This is a genomic window from Streptomyces sp. SudanB52_2052, from assembly GCF_964272415.1.
In the GTDB taxonomy this organism is placed as follows: domain Bacteria; phylum Actinomycetota; class Actinomycetes; order Streptomycetales; family Streptomycetaceae; genus Streptomyces; species Streptomyces olindensis.
In genome coordinates this window covers 1,987,555-2,001,215 of record NZ_OZ186796.1, presented here as the reverse complement: position 1 = coordinate 2,001,215, position 13,661 = coordinate 1,987,555, and the positions used below count along the sequence as shown (strand labels likewise).

The following is a 13,661-nucleotide window of genomic DNA, read 5'->3' as shown; positions in this document are numbered from 1 at the left end:
CAACCCCCACAGTTAGATACCGAACGCGCTGTTTTCTTTCACCAGTTGCGCTTGTTTTGCCGGATGTGCACCCGCACTCCGGCACACTGGTGTGGTGAGCGCCGTCTCAGGGTGAGTTATCGTGTACGGGGGGTAAAAACAAACGGCATGACCCGTTCATTTCCGTCCCGGGAGAGTTCAGTCGATGGCGAGGCAGTTGCGAGCCGAGCAGACCCGCTCGACGATCATCACGGCCGCCGCTGACCTGTTCGACCGTCGCGGCTACGAATCGACCAGTCTCAGCGACATCGTGGAGCACGCCCAAGTCACCAAGGGCGCCCTCTACTTCCACTTCGCGGCGAAGGAGGACCTCGCCCACGCGATCCTCGAACTCCAGTCGCACACCGCCCGCCGGCTGGCGACGGAGACGGACAACCGCGGCCACACGTCCCTGGAGGCGCTGATGCGCCTCACGTTCGGCATCACCCGCATGTCCGTCGAGGACCCGGTGCTGCGGGCCGGCCTGCGGCTCGCCACCGGCGGTATCCGGCCCCGGCCGCCGCTGAGCCATCCGTTCACGGAGTGGCTGGACATCGTCACGGCCCGGCTCGTCGGCGCGGTCAAGGAGTCCGACGTCCACCCGGACATCGACATCGACGTCGTGGCCCACTCCCTGGTCTGTTTCTTCGTCGGCACCCGCGTCGTCGGACGCTCCCGCGAGCCGGTCGCGCGCCAGCCCCGCCGGACGGCCGAGATGTGGAACATACTCATCCGCGGCCTGGTCCCGGTGACCCGCCGCGCCCGCTACCTCAGCCTGGCCGCCCGCCTGGAGCGGGAGATCGCGCCGGTGTGACCGCGGGCAGGCGCCGAGGGCTCGGCGGCGGCCGGTGCGAGGGACGCGGCGCGCGATGCCGTGCGGGGCACGCGCGGTGCCGCGCCGGGCGCGCGGTGCCGCACCGGACTCCAGGTGCCGTGACGGGCTCACGGTGCCGTGACGGGCTCACGGTGCCGCTGCGAGCGCGCGTTACGGTGAGGCACATGCCCGACACCCCCTCCGCGCCCGTGCTCCTCGGCAACCGGCCGGGCTCCTTCCCCCACAGCGTGCTGGCCGAGCGGCACCCCGCGATCATCCGGCAGGTCCGTGAGGCCTTCCCGTACGAACCCGGACAGCACCGCGCGCTCGACGAGCTGCTGGCGAACTGCACCAAGGGCGAGATCGAACCGCTCCCCGCCGACGCGCACGACCGGGACCACTGGGAGACCTGGGGACTGCGCGCCCACACCGGCCGGTCCTGGTTCGACGTGCCGTGGCTGTGGGCCGAGAGCTGGTTCTACCGCCGACTGCTCCAGGCCGTCGGCTACTTCGGCCCCGGCCCCTGGCAGGGCATCGACCCCTTCCGCCCCTTCAAGCTGGCCGAACTCGACTCCGCCGAGACCGACGAGGAACTGGCCGCGCTCGACGACCTCGCCGGCCGGCCCGCCGCCGAACAGGAACAGGCCCTGCTGCACGGCTCCCTCTGGGGCAACCGCGCCGACCTCGGCTTCCGGCTCTCCGCCGAAGGCGCCCGGGACGCGGACGCCGCCCCCGGCCTGGTGGCCGACGACGGCGACCGGCTCTGGTCACTCCTCGACACCACGGGTCGAAGCCCGGGCACGCTGTGCCTCGTCGCGGACAACGCCGGCCGCGAACTCGTCCCCGATCTGCTCCTCATCGCCCACCTCCTGGCCAGCGGCCGCATCGGACAGGCCGTCCTGCACGTCAAGCCCTACCCCTACTACGTCTCCGACGCCACGACCGCCGACGTCGTCGACGCGCTGCGCCGGCTGACCGGCGCCGGGGGAGCGGCCGCCGCGTACGGGCGGCAGCTGTGGTCCGCCTTCGCCGACGGCCGCCTCACCCTGCGCGCCCACCCCTTCTCCGCCGCCCCGCTGCCGTACGCGGACATGCCCCGCGATCTGCGCGACGAGTTCGCCTCGGCCACGCTCACGATCGTCAAGGGCGACCTCAACTACCGCCGCCTGGTGGGCGACCGGCTCTGGGCCCCGACCACGCCCTTCCCGGACGTCACCGCGTACTTCCCCGGCCCGGTCGCCGCCCTGCGCACCCTGAAGTCCGACGTGATCACCGGCCTCGACCGCCGTACCGAGGCGGAACTGGTCGCGGCCGAGGACCAGCGCTGGCGCACCAGCGGCACCCACGCGCTGATCCAGGTGCGGACGCCCTAGGGGGGCACACCCTAGGTCAGACCACCCGCACGTCCTGCCACACCAGGCGGTGGTCCGACGTAGGAACCGTCCTGCCGTCGCCGACCAGCCGGTACAGCGGATCGCCCGGCGCCGGCCAGAACACGCCGTTCGCGCCCGGTATCAGCCCCCGGGACGGGATGACGTGGTCGACGCGCAGGTTGCCGGGGGCCGTGTCGCCGAAGTCGGCGGTGTCGTACGCCGGGTCGCCTCGGTGCGAGGTGTTCGCGCCGCCCTGGAGCTCGGCCGCCGCCACGCCGCCCGCGCTCGCCGGGGGTGTGGCGGCGGGGTGCACCGCAGGGTGCTCCAGCAGCTGCCGCACGGCGTGGTCGTAGCTGTCGCCGTCGTGCGGATCGGCGTTCAGGTCGCCCGCGATCACGAACCGCGCCCCGGGCCGCAGCCCGCCGCGCCGGCCACGGTCGTCGTACAGGTAGGCGCCGCGCCGCCGTCCGCCGATGTAGTCGGCCCACAGGCGGATCTCGTCGTGGTTGCGGCGGCCGTTGCGGTCCTCGGGGCCGTCGAACGTGGGCGGGGTCGGGTGCGACACCAGGAAGTGCACCGTCTCACGGCCGATCCGCACCGGCACGTCCCAGTGGCTCTTGGACGACAGCCGCAGGATCGCCCGGGCCTCGTCGCTGTAGTAGCCCTCGGGCATGACGTTGCCCGGCATGTCCTTCCACAGGAAGTGCTGGAAGGTGCGCACCGCGCGCGTGTCGATCGGGTGCTTCGACAGCACGACCATGCCGTACTGGCCGGGGAACCAGCCGTACCCGAAGGCGTCCTGCCCGTAGGCGTCCGAACCGGGCGTCGTCACGGCCCCGTTCCTGCCGTCGAGGTCCACGCCCGTGGCGACGCCCGTGTTCACCGGGGCGGTGAAGCGGTACGGATAGCGCACCGGACGCGCCCCGTTGTGCCCGACGGCGAGGTAGTTCCGCAGGAACAGACGGACCGCCGCGCCCTGGTCGTCGTGGTCGAACTCGTTGATCAGCAGCACGTCCGGGTCGACCCGCTGGATCGTCTCGGCGGCGTTGCGCGCCTGCGCGTCGTCCGGCGTGGACAGGTCCCGCAGCAGGGCGCCCTGGGTGGAGCGGTTCAGGGACGCGTTGAACGTGGCGAACCGCACGGTGCGCCCGTGCCGTTCGGCCGCCGAGGCGTTCAGAGCGGTCGCACCGGCCAGCGCCGCCCCCGCGAGCGAGGTGAGCGCGACCCGGCGCGGCAGGGCTCGGGAGTGCTGCTTCATGGTGGACTCCGGTGAACGAGAGGGACAGGAGCTGCCAAGGCGTGGGCGTAAGTCTGCGCGCGTAGAGATGAACGCCACAAGGTCCCGGCAGAACTCCCGACTTCACCCTCGATTCACGCGATGGTGTGATCATGTCCTGGGTCGTGGATGGCCACGCGGGGCGCCGGGTAGGGCCCCGGCCATGACGCAGCCGTTCGAACTCCCGCACTTCTACATGCCGCACCCCGCGCGGCTGAACCCCCATGTCGACGAGGCCCGGGCGCACTCGACGGAGTGGGCGCGCGAGATGGGCATGCTGGAGGGATCCGGCGTCTGGGAGCAGGCCGACCTCGACGCGCACGACTACGGCCTGCTCTGCGCCTACACCCACCCCGACTGCGACGGTCCCGCCCTCTCCCTCATCACCGACTGGTACGTGTGGGTCTTCTTCTTCGACGACCACTTCCTGGAGATGTACAAGCGCAGCCGGGACCGCGCCGCCGGCAAGGCCCACCTGGACCGGCTGACTCTGTTCATGCCGCTGGACCTCGCGACCCCCGTGCCGGAGCCGGAGAACCCGGTCGAGGCGGGCCTCGCCGACCTGTGGGCGCGTACGGTGCCCTCGATGTCCGAGGGCTGGCGCCGCCGCTTCGCCGTGGCCACCGAGCACCTGCTGAACGAGTCGATGTGGGAGCTGTCCAACATCAACGAGGGGCGGATCGCCAACCCCGTCGAGTACATCGAGATGCGCCGCAAGGTCGGCGGCGCCCCCTGGTCCGCGGGGCTCGTGGAGTACGCGACGGCCGAAGTCCCCGCCTCCGTCGCCGGATCCAGGCCGCTCAGGGTGCTGATGGAGACGTTCTCCGACGCCGTGCACCTGCGCAACGACCTGTTCTCCTACCAGCGCGAGGTCGAGGAGGAGGGCGAGAACAGCAACGGCGTGCTCGTCGTGGAGACCTTCTTCGGCTGCACGACCCAGGAGGCCGCCGACATCGTCAACGACGTCCTCACCTCCCGCCTCCACCAGTTCGAGCACACGGCGTTCACCGAGGTGCCCGCGCTCGCCCTGGAGAAGGGACTGCGGCCGGACGAGGTCGCGGCCGTGGCGGCGTACACCAAGGGACTGCAGGACTGGCAGTCCGGCGGCCACGAGTGGCATCTGCGCTCCAGCCGCTACATGAACGAGAACGCCGCGCGCGGGGGCAACCCCTGGCCGGGCTTCACCGGCCTGGGCACCTCCGGCACCGACGTCCGCGCCCTGCTCGCCTCGGTCGGCGCCGAGCGGTTGCGCTCCTACACACACGTGCCGTACCAGAAGGTCGGACCTGCGCGGATCCCCGACATCCGCATGCCGTTCCCGCTGGAGCTCAGCCCGCACCTCGACACCTCCCGCCGCAACCTCACCGACTGGGTGACCCGGACGGGCATCCTCGCCGAGGGCGTCTGGGACGCGGACAAGCTCCGGGCCTACGACCTCCCGCTCTGTGCGGCGGGCCTCGACCCGGACGCCACCCCCGAGGCCCTCGACCTCAGCTCCCAGTGGCTCGCCTGGGGCACCTACGGTGACGACTACTACCCGCTGGTCTACGGCCACCGCCGCGACCTGGCCGCCGCCCGGCTGACGACCGCCCGCCTGTCCGACTGCATGCCGGTCGACGGCGGCGAACCGCCGGTCCCGGTCAACGCCATGGAGCGCGCCCTGATCGACCTGTGGGCGCGGACCACCGCGGAGATGACACCCGCGGCGCGGCGCACCCTCAAGGACGCCATCAACGTCATGACCGAGAGCTGGGTGTGGGAGCTGTCCAACCAGCTCCAGAACCGCATCCCCGATCCGGTCGACTACCTGGAGATGCGCCGGGCCACCTTCGGCTCCGACCTCACTCTGAGTCTGTGCCGGCTGGGCCACGGCCCGGCCATCCCGCCGGAGGTCTACCGCAGCGGCCCGGTCCGGTCGCTGGAGAACGCCGCGATGGACTTCGCCTGCCTGCTCAACGACGTCTTCTCGTACCAGAAGGAGATCGAGTTCGAGGGCGAGATCCACAACGCGATCCTCGTCGTGCAGAACTTCTTCGGCTGCGACTACCCGACCGGCCTCGGCATCGTGCACGACCTGATGAGCCAGCGCATGCGGCAGTTCGAGCACGTCGTCGAGCACGAACTGCCCATCCTGTACGACGACTTCCAGCTCACGCAGGAGGCGCGCGCCGCCATGGGGACCTACGTGGCGGACCTGCGGAACTGGCTGTCCGGCATCCTGAACTGGCACCGCGAGGTGGACCGCTACAAGGACGCGTGGCTGTCCCGGCGCGCCCACGGCTTCCTCCCCGACCGCCCGCCGGCCGTCCCCGTTCCCGCGCTCGGCTGAGACGGCACTATCCAGCCAGATCATCCCGGAACGGGACAGGACGGAACCCCCGGCGGCGAGCCGGGGGTCTTCCAGGGTGAGGAAGAAGACACCGCACCACACGGGGGAACCACTGTGACCGACATCATCGAAAGGCCCGCCGATCTCACGGAGCCGCGAGCACAGGCACCCGCACCGGCCGAACTGACGCCGTACGTCGCGCCGCTGCCCGTCCCGCCCGTCCTGCGCCCCGCCTCCGGCGACGTCCTGCGCGAAACCGAGATCGCCCTGCGCCCGGCCTGGGTGCGCCTGCACCCGCAGCTCCCGCCGACCCTGATGTGGGGCTACGAAGGCCAGGTGCCGGGCCCGACCATCGAGGTCCGGCGCGGGCAGCGCGTGCGCATCGCGTGGACCAACCGCATCCCGAAGGACAGCGAGTACCCGGTCACCTCCGTCGAGGTGAAGCTGCGCCGGGACGGCCGCCCGCAGTCCAGTACCGAGCCCGGGCGCGACGGAGTCGAACCGAACAAGGACGTCGCCGCCCTGCCCGCATGGTCCGTCACCCACCTGCACGGCGCGCAGACGGGCGGCGGCAACGACGGCTGGGCCGACAACGCGGTCGCCTTCGGCGACGCCCAGCTCTCCGAGTACCCGAACGACCACCAGGCGGTGCAGTGGTGGTACCACGACCACGCCATGAACATCACGCGGTGGAACGTGATGGCGGGCCTGTACGGCACCTACCTCGTGCGCGACGAGGAGGAGGACGCCCTCCACCTCCCGTCCGGGGAGCGGGAGATCCCGCTGCTGCTCGCCGACCGCAACCTCGACACCGACGAGGACGGCCGCCTCAACGGCCGGCTGCTGCACAAGACGGTCATCGTCCAGGACCGGAACCCGGAGACGGGCAAGCCGGTCTCCCTTCCGTTCACCGGCCCGTACACCACGGTCAACGGCCGCATCTGGCCGTACGCCGACATCGACGCCGGCTGGTACCGGTTCCGGCTGGTCAACGCCTCCAACGCGCGCATCTACGACCTCGTCCTCGTCGACGAGGAGAACACCCCGGTCCCGGGCGTCCTCCACCAGATCGGCAGCGACGGCGGGCTGCTGCCACGCCCCGTCCCGCTCGACTTCGACGCGGCGCTGCCGACCCTGACCGCGGCCCCGGCCGAACGCTTCGACCTGCTGGCCGACTTCCGGGGCCTGGCGGGCCGGACGCTGCGCCTGGTCAACAAGGGCCGCAACCAGCCGCCGGGCGTGCCGGACCCGCAGGGCGACGTGCCGTATCCGGCCGTCATGGAGTTCCGGATCGGCGAGTTGTGCGAGCCGGACACCTTCGAGCTGCCCACGGTGCTGTCCGGCTCCTTCCGCCGCCTCAGCCATGACATCGGGCACGGCCACCGCCTGGTCGTCCTCACCCCGCCCACCACCAAGGGCGCCGGCGGGCACCCGGAGATGTGGGAGATGACGGAGGTCAAGCACCCGGGCGACATCCAGGTGCCGACGGACGGGATCATCCAGATCACCGGCCCGGACGACAAGACCCGCACCTACCGGCGCACGGCACGGACGTTCAACGACGCCCTCGGCTACACCCTCGCCGAGGGCAGCCACGAGCAGTGGAGCTTCCTCAACCTCGCGCCCATCGTCCACCCCATGCACATCCACCTGGCCGACTTCCAGCTCCTCGGCCGCGACGCGTACGACGTGTCGGGCTTCGACCCGGAGGTGGGCGGCACGCGCACGCCGATCCGGTACGACGCCGGCACACCCCTGCCCCTCGCGCCCAACGAGCTCGGCTGGAAGGACGTCTTCCGGGTGCCCGGGAACCAGATGCTGCGCGTCATGGGGAAGTTCGACGGCGCGCACGGCCGGTTCATGTACCACTGCCACCTGCTGGAGCACGAGGACATGGGCATGATGCGGCCCTTCGTCGTGATGCCCGCCCAGGTGCTGAAGTTCGACCACGGAGGGGCCCACGGCGGGCACGGGGAGGGCCACCCGGGCTGACCGGCGGACCGGCCCTTCCGAGCAGGACGCTCGTACCGCACCCGTGGCGCCGGGTGCGGTACGAGCCACGCCTGTCTTCCGGGCCCCCGCATCGGCATCCGCCCCAGGTCAGTCTCACTCGTTCGTGGCTCATCGGGCGCCGACGGGCCGGGTAGAGCACCAGCCGTGATCGTTCCGCATCCGACGGAGGCGATCGTGCACGACCTGGAGGCGAGCCATGGAACAGACCGCGCTGCGACCCAAGCCGATGCCGGGCCAGGAGCCCGACGGGGCGGCGCCGACGACGACCCGCCCCGTACGACCGCGACCGCACGCCGCCCGGCGGCGCGGGCGGCGGCTTCTCAACGTGCTGCTCGCCGGGTTCGTCGGCGCGGTCCTGGTGCTGTCCGGGGTCGGCCTCGGCGCGATGGGCGCCACGGTGATCGGCCCGGGCGGGGTCCTCGACCCGCGAGCGCGCACCACGCCGTCGCCCGCCGGACCCTCACCGTCCGCCGTGCCGTCCGCGCCCGCCGCCGTGACCCTCGGCGTGCAGGTCATGGACGCCCGCAAGCCCGGGGCCCTGGTCGTCGGGCTGCACGTCCCCGGCCCGGCACAGCAGGCGGGCCTGGTGCGCGGCGACATCCTCCTCGCCTTCGGCACGACCCGGATCGACACGGCCGCGGACCTGGTGCGCGCCGTCGCCGACGCGCGTCCCGGCCGCGAGGTCAAACTGACGGTGCGCCACCGCAGCGGCGGCTACCAGCAGCTGACGGTCGTCCCCGCCGTCGTCACGTGACCACGCGGAAGTGGCTGGTGAGCCGCCCGGCGTCGTCCAGGACGTGGAAGGCGAACCCGGGCGGCGCGTCCCGGTCCGCGACCCGCTCGCCCTCCCAGGGCAGCCGCAGCGTCCAGGTCACACCGGGCCCGACGACCAGCGGCCGGCCCGCGAACGAGGTGGCGGCGGGGGAGTGCGCGTGGCCGGTGACCAGCCCGGCGATCTCGGGCCGGCGGTCCAGCAGGCCGGCCAGCCGGCCGGGATCCCGCAGTCGGCAGGAGTCGGGCAGCGGGTGGTGCAGCGCCAGCGGCGGATGGTGGAAGGCGAGCAGGGCCGGAAGGCTGCCGTCGAGTTCGTCGAGGGTCGCCTCGATCCAGTCGTACGTCTCCTCGTCCAGCTCCCCGTCGTCGCTGCCCGGGACGCTGGAGTCGCACATCAGCACGGCACCGTCGTCGAAGATCTGCACCCTGTTGACCGGCCCCTCGGCTCCCGGCAGCCCCAGCAGTCCCTTGCGGTAGGGGGCGCGGCTGTCGTGGTTGCCCGGGCAGGTCAGCACCGGGAACGGGGCGTCGCCCTCGCGCAGCCCCAGGATGCGGGCGGCCTCCTCGTACTCCGGTTCCGTGCCGTGGTCCGCGATGTCGCCCGTCACCAGCAGCGCGTCCACCTGCCCCGGCAGCTCCCACAGCCGGTCGCGCACCCGCTCGGCGCGCTGCGTCGCCCGCGCGCTCCCGTCCAGATGCAGATCGCTGATGTGTGCGAGTACGAGCACGGCCCGACGCTCCCTCGGTCGAGGATCTAATGGATAACGGGAATCTAAGCATTAGCCTTTGTGTGGGGGCAATCCTCCGCCGCCCGCGGAGACGCGCGGGTGATGCCCGCAGACGGCTCGCGCCGCCCCCTCCGTCCGGGCAGGATGCTGCCCGTAGCCCCTTCGTCCGTCCTGGGAGGCCCGGATGACCTCGAGCACGGCCGCGTCCTTCACCGCAGACGTCTACCGGGCCCGCATGGAGCGTGCGGCGCGGGCGGCCGCCGAGGCCGGTCTCGCGGGCCTGCTCGTGGCCCCGGGCCCCGACCTGGTGTGGCTCACCGGCTACACGCCCCCGGCGGTCACCGAGCGGCTCACTCTGCTGGTCCTCGCCGCCGGGCAGGACCCCGTCCTCGTCGTCCCCGCCCTGGAGGCCCCGGACGCGCGGCAGGCGGCCGGGGCGCCCGCGCTGACCCTGCGCGACTGGACCGACGGCAAGGATCCCTACGCCGCGACCGCCGCGCTCCTCGACGCCCGGGGCCGGTTCGGCATCAGCGACAACGCCTGGGCCCTGCACCTGCTGGCTCTGCGACAGGCCCTGCCCGGCAGTTCCTACGCCTCGCTCACCGAGGCCCTGCCCATGCTGCGCGCCGTGAAGGACGCGGCCGAGCTGGAGCTCATGACGGCCGCGGGAGCCGCCGCCGACGCCACCTTCGAGGAGATCCGGAACGTCCCCTTCGCCGGCCGTCGGGAGTCCGACGTGGCCGCGGACCTCGACCGGCTGCTGCGCCGGCACGGCCACGAACAGGTCGACTTCACCATCGTCGCCTCGGGACCGCACGGCGCCGACCCGCACCACGAGGCCGGCGACCGCGTCATCGAGCGCGGCGACATGGTCGTCCTCGACTTCGGCGGCCTGAAGGACGGCTACGGCTCCGACACCTCCCGCACGGTCCACGTCGGCGAACCCACTGACGAGGAACGCCGCGTCCACGACGTCGTGCGCGCCGCCCAGGAGGCCGGTTTCCGCGCCGTGCGGCCGGGCGCCGCCTGCCAGGACGTCGACCGGGCCGCCCGCGCGGTCATCGCGGACGTCGGGTACGGCGAGTACTTCATCCACCGCACCGGGCACGGCATCGGCGTCACCACCCACGAGCCGCCGTACATGATCGAGGGCGAGGAACGGCCCCTCGTGCCCGGCATGTGCTTCTCCGTGGAACCCGGCATCTACCTGCCCGGCCGGTTCGGCGTGCGCATCGAGGACATCGTGACCGTCACCGAGGACGGCGGGCGACGCCTGAACACCACCACCCGCGAGCTGGTCATAGTGGAGTGACGCCACCGATGTCCCCACCACGCCTCCCGAACGGCAACGGCGCGACCATGACCCAGGCACCCACACCCACCGAGGACACCGTCCGCCGACTGGTCCGTTCCCTGCTGAAAGACGGCACGGACGGAACGGACGGCAAGGACGGCAGGAACAACGAGGGCGGCGCGGGCGGCCGGGCGACCGCGAAGAACAGCGGCCCCGACGTCCGGCCCGCCACCGAGGGCACCGAACCCGCCACCTGGTGGGTCGGCACCCGCCACGTGCTGCGCCTCGCCCCCGACCGCGAGGCCACCGCACGCCAGCGCCGCGAACTGCGCCTGCGCGACCTCGTCCGCCCGCACGTCCCGGTGGCGGTGCCGGCCAGCGTGGCCCACGGCGAGTGGGCGGCCGGGCTGAGCTACACGCTGGACACCAAGGTGCCGGGCGGCTCGGGCGAGGAGCACGACGTGTCCGCCCTCGGCGAGGCCGACCTCGCCGGACTGCTCACGGGACTGCGCGAGGTACCGGTCCGGCAGGCCGAGACCCTCGGCGTGCCCCGCGTCGCGCCGCGGTCCCTGGAGGCGCTGCGCCGGGCCGCCGTACGCGCCGCCGAACGCCTCGCCGAGGCCGACGAGTTCGACCCCGTCCGCCTGAACCAGCTCACCCCGCCCGGCGCGGCCCAGCTCGCTGCCCAGGCCGGCTCGGCGGTCCTCACCCACCACGCCCTCACCGGCGGGCACCTCGTCGTCAGCGCCGACGGGCGGGTACGCGGCGTCCTGGGCTGGGCGGGCGCGGTCGTCGGTGACCCGGCCGAGGACATCGCGGGCCTCGCCCTCGCCGTCGGCTCACCCGCCGCCGTACGCGCCGCCACCCTCGCCGGCTACGGCGCCCGCCCCTGCCTGCGCGGCCTGTGGCTCGCCCGCTGCGACACCGTCGTCCACCTCGCCGATGCCCTCGCCACCGGCAAGGACGCCACCCTGCGGAGGACCCGGCTGCGCCGCGCCTGGGAGCCGATCCTGCTGGAACGGGTGACGGACCTGAGGGACACCGACGACGCCCTGTAGCGGGCCGGGCGGCGGGATGCCGTGCGACTGTCCTCCGCCCCTGAAGCGCCCCGCCGCGGCCGCGTTCCTCGCGAGGCCCGGGCTTCTCACGCCCGTGATCGAGGCGCGGGAAGGGAAGCTCGGCTGACCGCTCAGTCCTGGATCAGCACCACGCCCGACTCCCCGGGCAGGTGCAGCACCCCGTCGTCCCCGGGGGTCTCGACGGGCTCCCACGCGGCCAGTACGCGCGCGTGGGGCACGCCGAGCGACAGCGCGGCCGGCTCCGGGGCCAGGTTCACCGCCACCAGGACGTCCCCGCGCCGGAAGGCGATCCAACGGTGCTCCTCGTCGTAGGCCACCTTGGTGTCGGCGAGGTCCGGATCCGTCAGGTCGGCCTGTTCGTGGCGCAGGGCGAGGAGCCGCCGGTACCAGGCCAGCACGCGCGCGTGGGGCTCGCGTTCCGGCTCGGACCAGTCGAGGCAGGAGCGGTCCCGGGTCGCCGGGTCCTGCGGGTCGGGCACGTCCTCCTCCTTCCAGCCGTGCGCGGCGAACTCCCGCCGCCTGCCCCGCCGTACGGCGTCCGCCAGCTCCGGGTCGGTGTGGTCGGTGAAGAACTGCCAGGGCGTGCCCGCCGCCCACTCCTCGCCCATGAACAGCATCGGCGTGAACGGCGCCGTCAGGACCAGCGTGGCCGCGCAGGCGAGCAGCCCCGGGGAGACCAGGGCCGAAAGCCGGTCTCCCTGGGCGCGGTTGCCGACCTGGTCGTGGGTCTGGCTGTAGCCGAGCAGCCGGTGCCCGGCCACGCGCGTGCGGTCCAGCGGGCGTCCGTGGTGCCGTTGACGGAAGCTCGAGTACGAGCCGTCGTGGAAGTAGCCGCCCGTCAGGGTCTTGGCGAGCCCGGCGAGGGGAGCGCGCGCGAAGTCGGCGTAGTAGCCCTGCGACTCGCCCGTCAGCGTGGTGTGCAGAGCATGGTGGAAGTCGTCGTTCCACTGCGCGTGCAGCCCGAGGCCCCCGTCGGCGCGGGCGGTGATGAGCCGCGGGTCGTTCAGGTCCGACTCGGCGACCAGGAACAGCGGCCGGTCCACCTCCGCGGCCAGGGCGTCCACGGCCGCCGACAACTCTTCCAGGAAGTGGCACGCGCGCGTGTCCGCCAGCGCGTGCACGGCGTCCAGGCGCAGCCCGTCGAGCCGGTAGTCCCGCAGCCACGCCAGGGCGCTGCCGATCAGGTATGCGCGCACCTCGTCCGAGCCGGGCGCGTCCAGGTTGACCGCGGCGCCCCAGGGCGTGTGGTGCGTGTCGGTGAGGTACGGGCCGAAGAGGGGCAGGTAGTTGCCGGACGGGCCGAAGTGGTTGTGCACCACGTCGAGCACCACGCCCAGGCCGAGTTCGTGGGCCCGGTCGGCGAAGCGTTTCAGCGCCTCCGGCCCGCCGTACGGCTCGTGCACCGCCCACAGGGAGACGCCCTCGTAGCCCCAGCCGTGCGTGCCCGGGAAGGGGCACAGCGGCATCAGCTCCACGTGCGTCACGCCCAGTTCGGCGAGATGGCCGAGCCGCTCGGCCGCCGCGTCCAGGGTGCCCTCGGACGTGTACGTCCCCACGTGCAGCTCGTACAGCACCGCCCCGGCCAGCGGCCGGCCCCGCCAATCCGCCCGCCACGCGTACCGCTCGTGGTCGACGACCGCGCTCAGCCCGTCCGGACCGTCCGGCTGCCGGCGCGAGCGCGGATCGGGCAGCACGGGACCGTCGTCGAGCGCGAAGCCGTACCGGGACCCGTCGCGCGCCTCGGCCTCGCCCCGCCACCACCCCACCCGTTCCGGATCGCGCTCCAACGCGCGCGTGACGCCGTCGCACTGGAGCGTCACTCGGCCGGCCTGCGGTGCCCACACCTCGAACTGCACGGACGGTTCCCCTTCGTCTGCTCACCGTGATGTAGCCCGTCCATGGTGCGTCAAACGAGATCAATCCGCCGGTGCATCCACCCTTTTGCGGCGGGTCTCACCGGGTA

10 protein-coding genes are annotated in these 13,661 nt (G+C 72.8%); 7 read left to right on the top strand and 3 right to left on the bottom strand.

The window, feature by feature from the left end:
- Positions 1-184: 184 nt before the first annotated feature.
- A complete protein-coding gene (locus ACSUPV_RS08870) occupies positions 185-832 on the top strand; it encodes a ScbR family autoregulator-binding transcription factor (protein WP_037759049.1) in 648 nt (215 codons plus the stop codon).
- A gap of 185 nt (positions 833-1,017) precedes the next feature.
- Positions 1,018-2,205 (top strand): damage-control phosphatase ARMT1 family protein, encoded by a 1,188-nt coding sequence (locus ACSUPV_RS08865; protein ID WP_037759051.1) that lies wholly within the window; start codon positions 1,018-1,020, stop codon positions 2,203-2,205.
- Between the two features lie 16 nt (positions 2,206-2,221).
- Here ACSUPV_RS08865 and ACSUPV_RS08860 read toward each other — a convergent pair whose 3' ends face one another.
- Complete coding sequence (locus ACSUPV_RS08860; protein WP_037759052.1) at positions 2,222-3,463, bottom strand: endonuclease/exonuclease/phosphatase family protein; 1,242 nt, start codon at positions 3,461-3,463, stop codon at positions 2,222-2,224.
- A gap of 181 nt (positions 3,464-3,644) precedes the next feature.
- On the opposite strand from ACSUPV_RS08860, the gene cyc2 reads away from it, so the two are divergent.
- The 3 genes from cyc2 to ACSUPV_RS08845 all read left to right on the top strand — a co-directional run bounded on the left by cyc2 (position 3,645) and on the right by ACSUPV_RS08845 (position 8,577).
- Positions 3,645-5,810: a germacradienol/geosmin synthase Cyc2 gene (gene cyc2 / locus ACSUPV_RS08855; RefSeq protein ID WP_436947256.1), complete on the top strand. Its 2,166-nt coding sequence runs from the start codon at positions 3,645-3,647 to the stop codon at positions 5,808-5,810.
- 114 nt (positions 5,811-5,924) lie between these two features.
- Positions 5,925-7,802: an O-aminophenol oxidase PhsA gene (gene phsA, locus ACSUPV_RS08850; RefSeq protein WP_435850513.1), complete on the top strand. Its 1,878-nt coding sequence runs from the start codon at positions 5,925-5,927 to the stop codon at positions 7,800-7,802.
- 217 nt (positions 7,803-8,019) lie between these two features.
- Positions 8,020-8,577, top strand: a complete 558-nt coding sequence (locus ACSUPV_RS08845) for a PDZ domain-containing protein (RefSeq protein WP_037759058.1) — start codon at positions 8,020-8,022, stop codon at positions 8,575-8,577.
- On the opposite strand, the gene ACSUPV_RS08840 is transcribed toward ACSUPV_RS08845, so the two are convergent.
- Positions 8,570-9,325: a phosphodiesterase gene (locus tag ACSUPV_RS08840; RefSeq protein WP_031119488.1), complete on the bottom strand. Its 756-nt coding sequence runs from the start codon at positions 9,323-9,325 to the stop codon at positions 8,570-8,572. The genes ACSUPV_RS08845 and ACSUPV_RS08840 overlap by 8 nt on opposite strands.
- Before the next feature lie 184 nt (positions 9,326-9,509).
- Here ACSUPV_RS08840 and ACSUPV_RS08835 point away from each other — a divergent pair, with 184 nt between their 5' ends.
- Together ACSUPV_RS08835 and ACSUPV_RS08830 are read left to right on the top strand one after the other, a co-directional pair.
- Positions 9,510-10,637, top strand: coding sequence for an aminopeptidase P family protein (locus ACSUPV_RS08835; protein ID WP_436947255.1), 1,128 nt, complete (start codon positions 9,510-9,512; stop codon positions 10,635-10,637).
- A 47-nt stretch (positions 10,638-10,684) separates the two neighbouring features.
- Positions 10,685-11,677 (top strand): aminoglycoside phosphotransferase family protein, encoded by a 993-nt coding sequence (locus tag ACSUPV_RS08830; protein WP_037759253.1) that lies wholly within the window; start codon positions 10,685-10,687, stop codon positions 11,675-11,677.
- Positions 11,678-11,808: 131 nt separating this feature from the next.
- On the opposite strand, the gene treZ is transcribed toward ACSUPV_RS08830, so the two are convergent.
- Positions 11,809-13,554 (bottom strand): malto-oligosyltrehalose trehalohydrolase, encoded by a 1,746-nt coding sequence (gene treZ, locus ACSUPV_RS08825; RefSeq protein ID WP_436947254.1) that lies wholly within the window; start codon positions 13,552-13,554, stop codon positions 11,809-11,811.
- Positions 13,555-13,661: the final 107 nt, after the last annotated feature.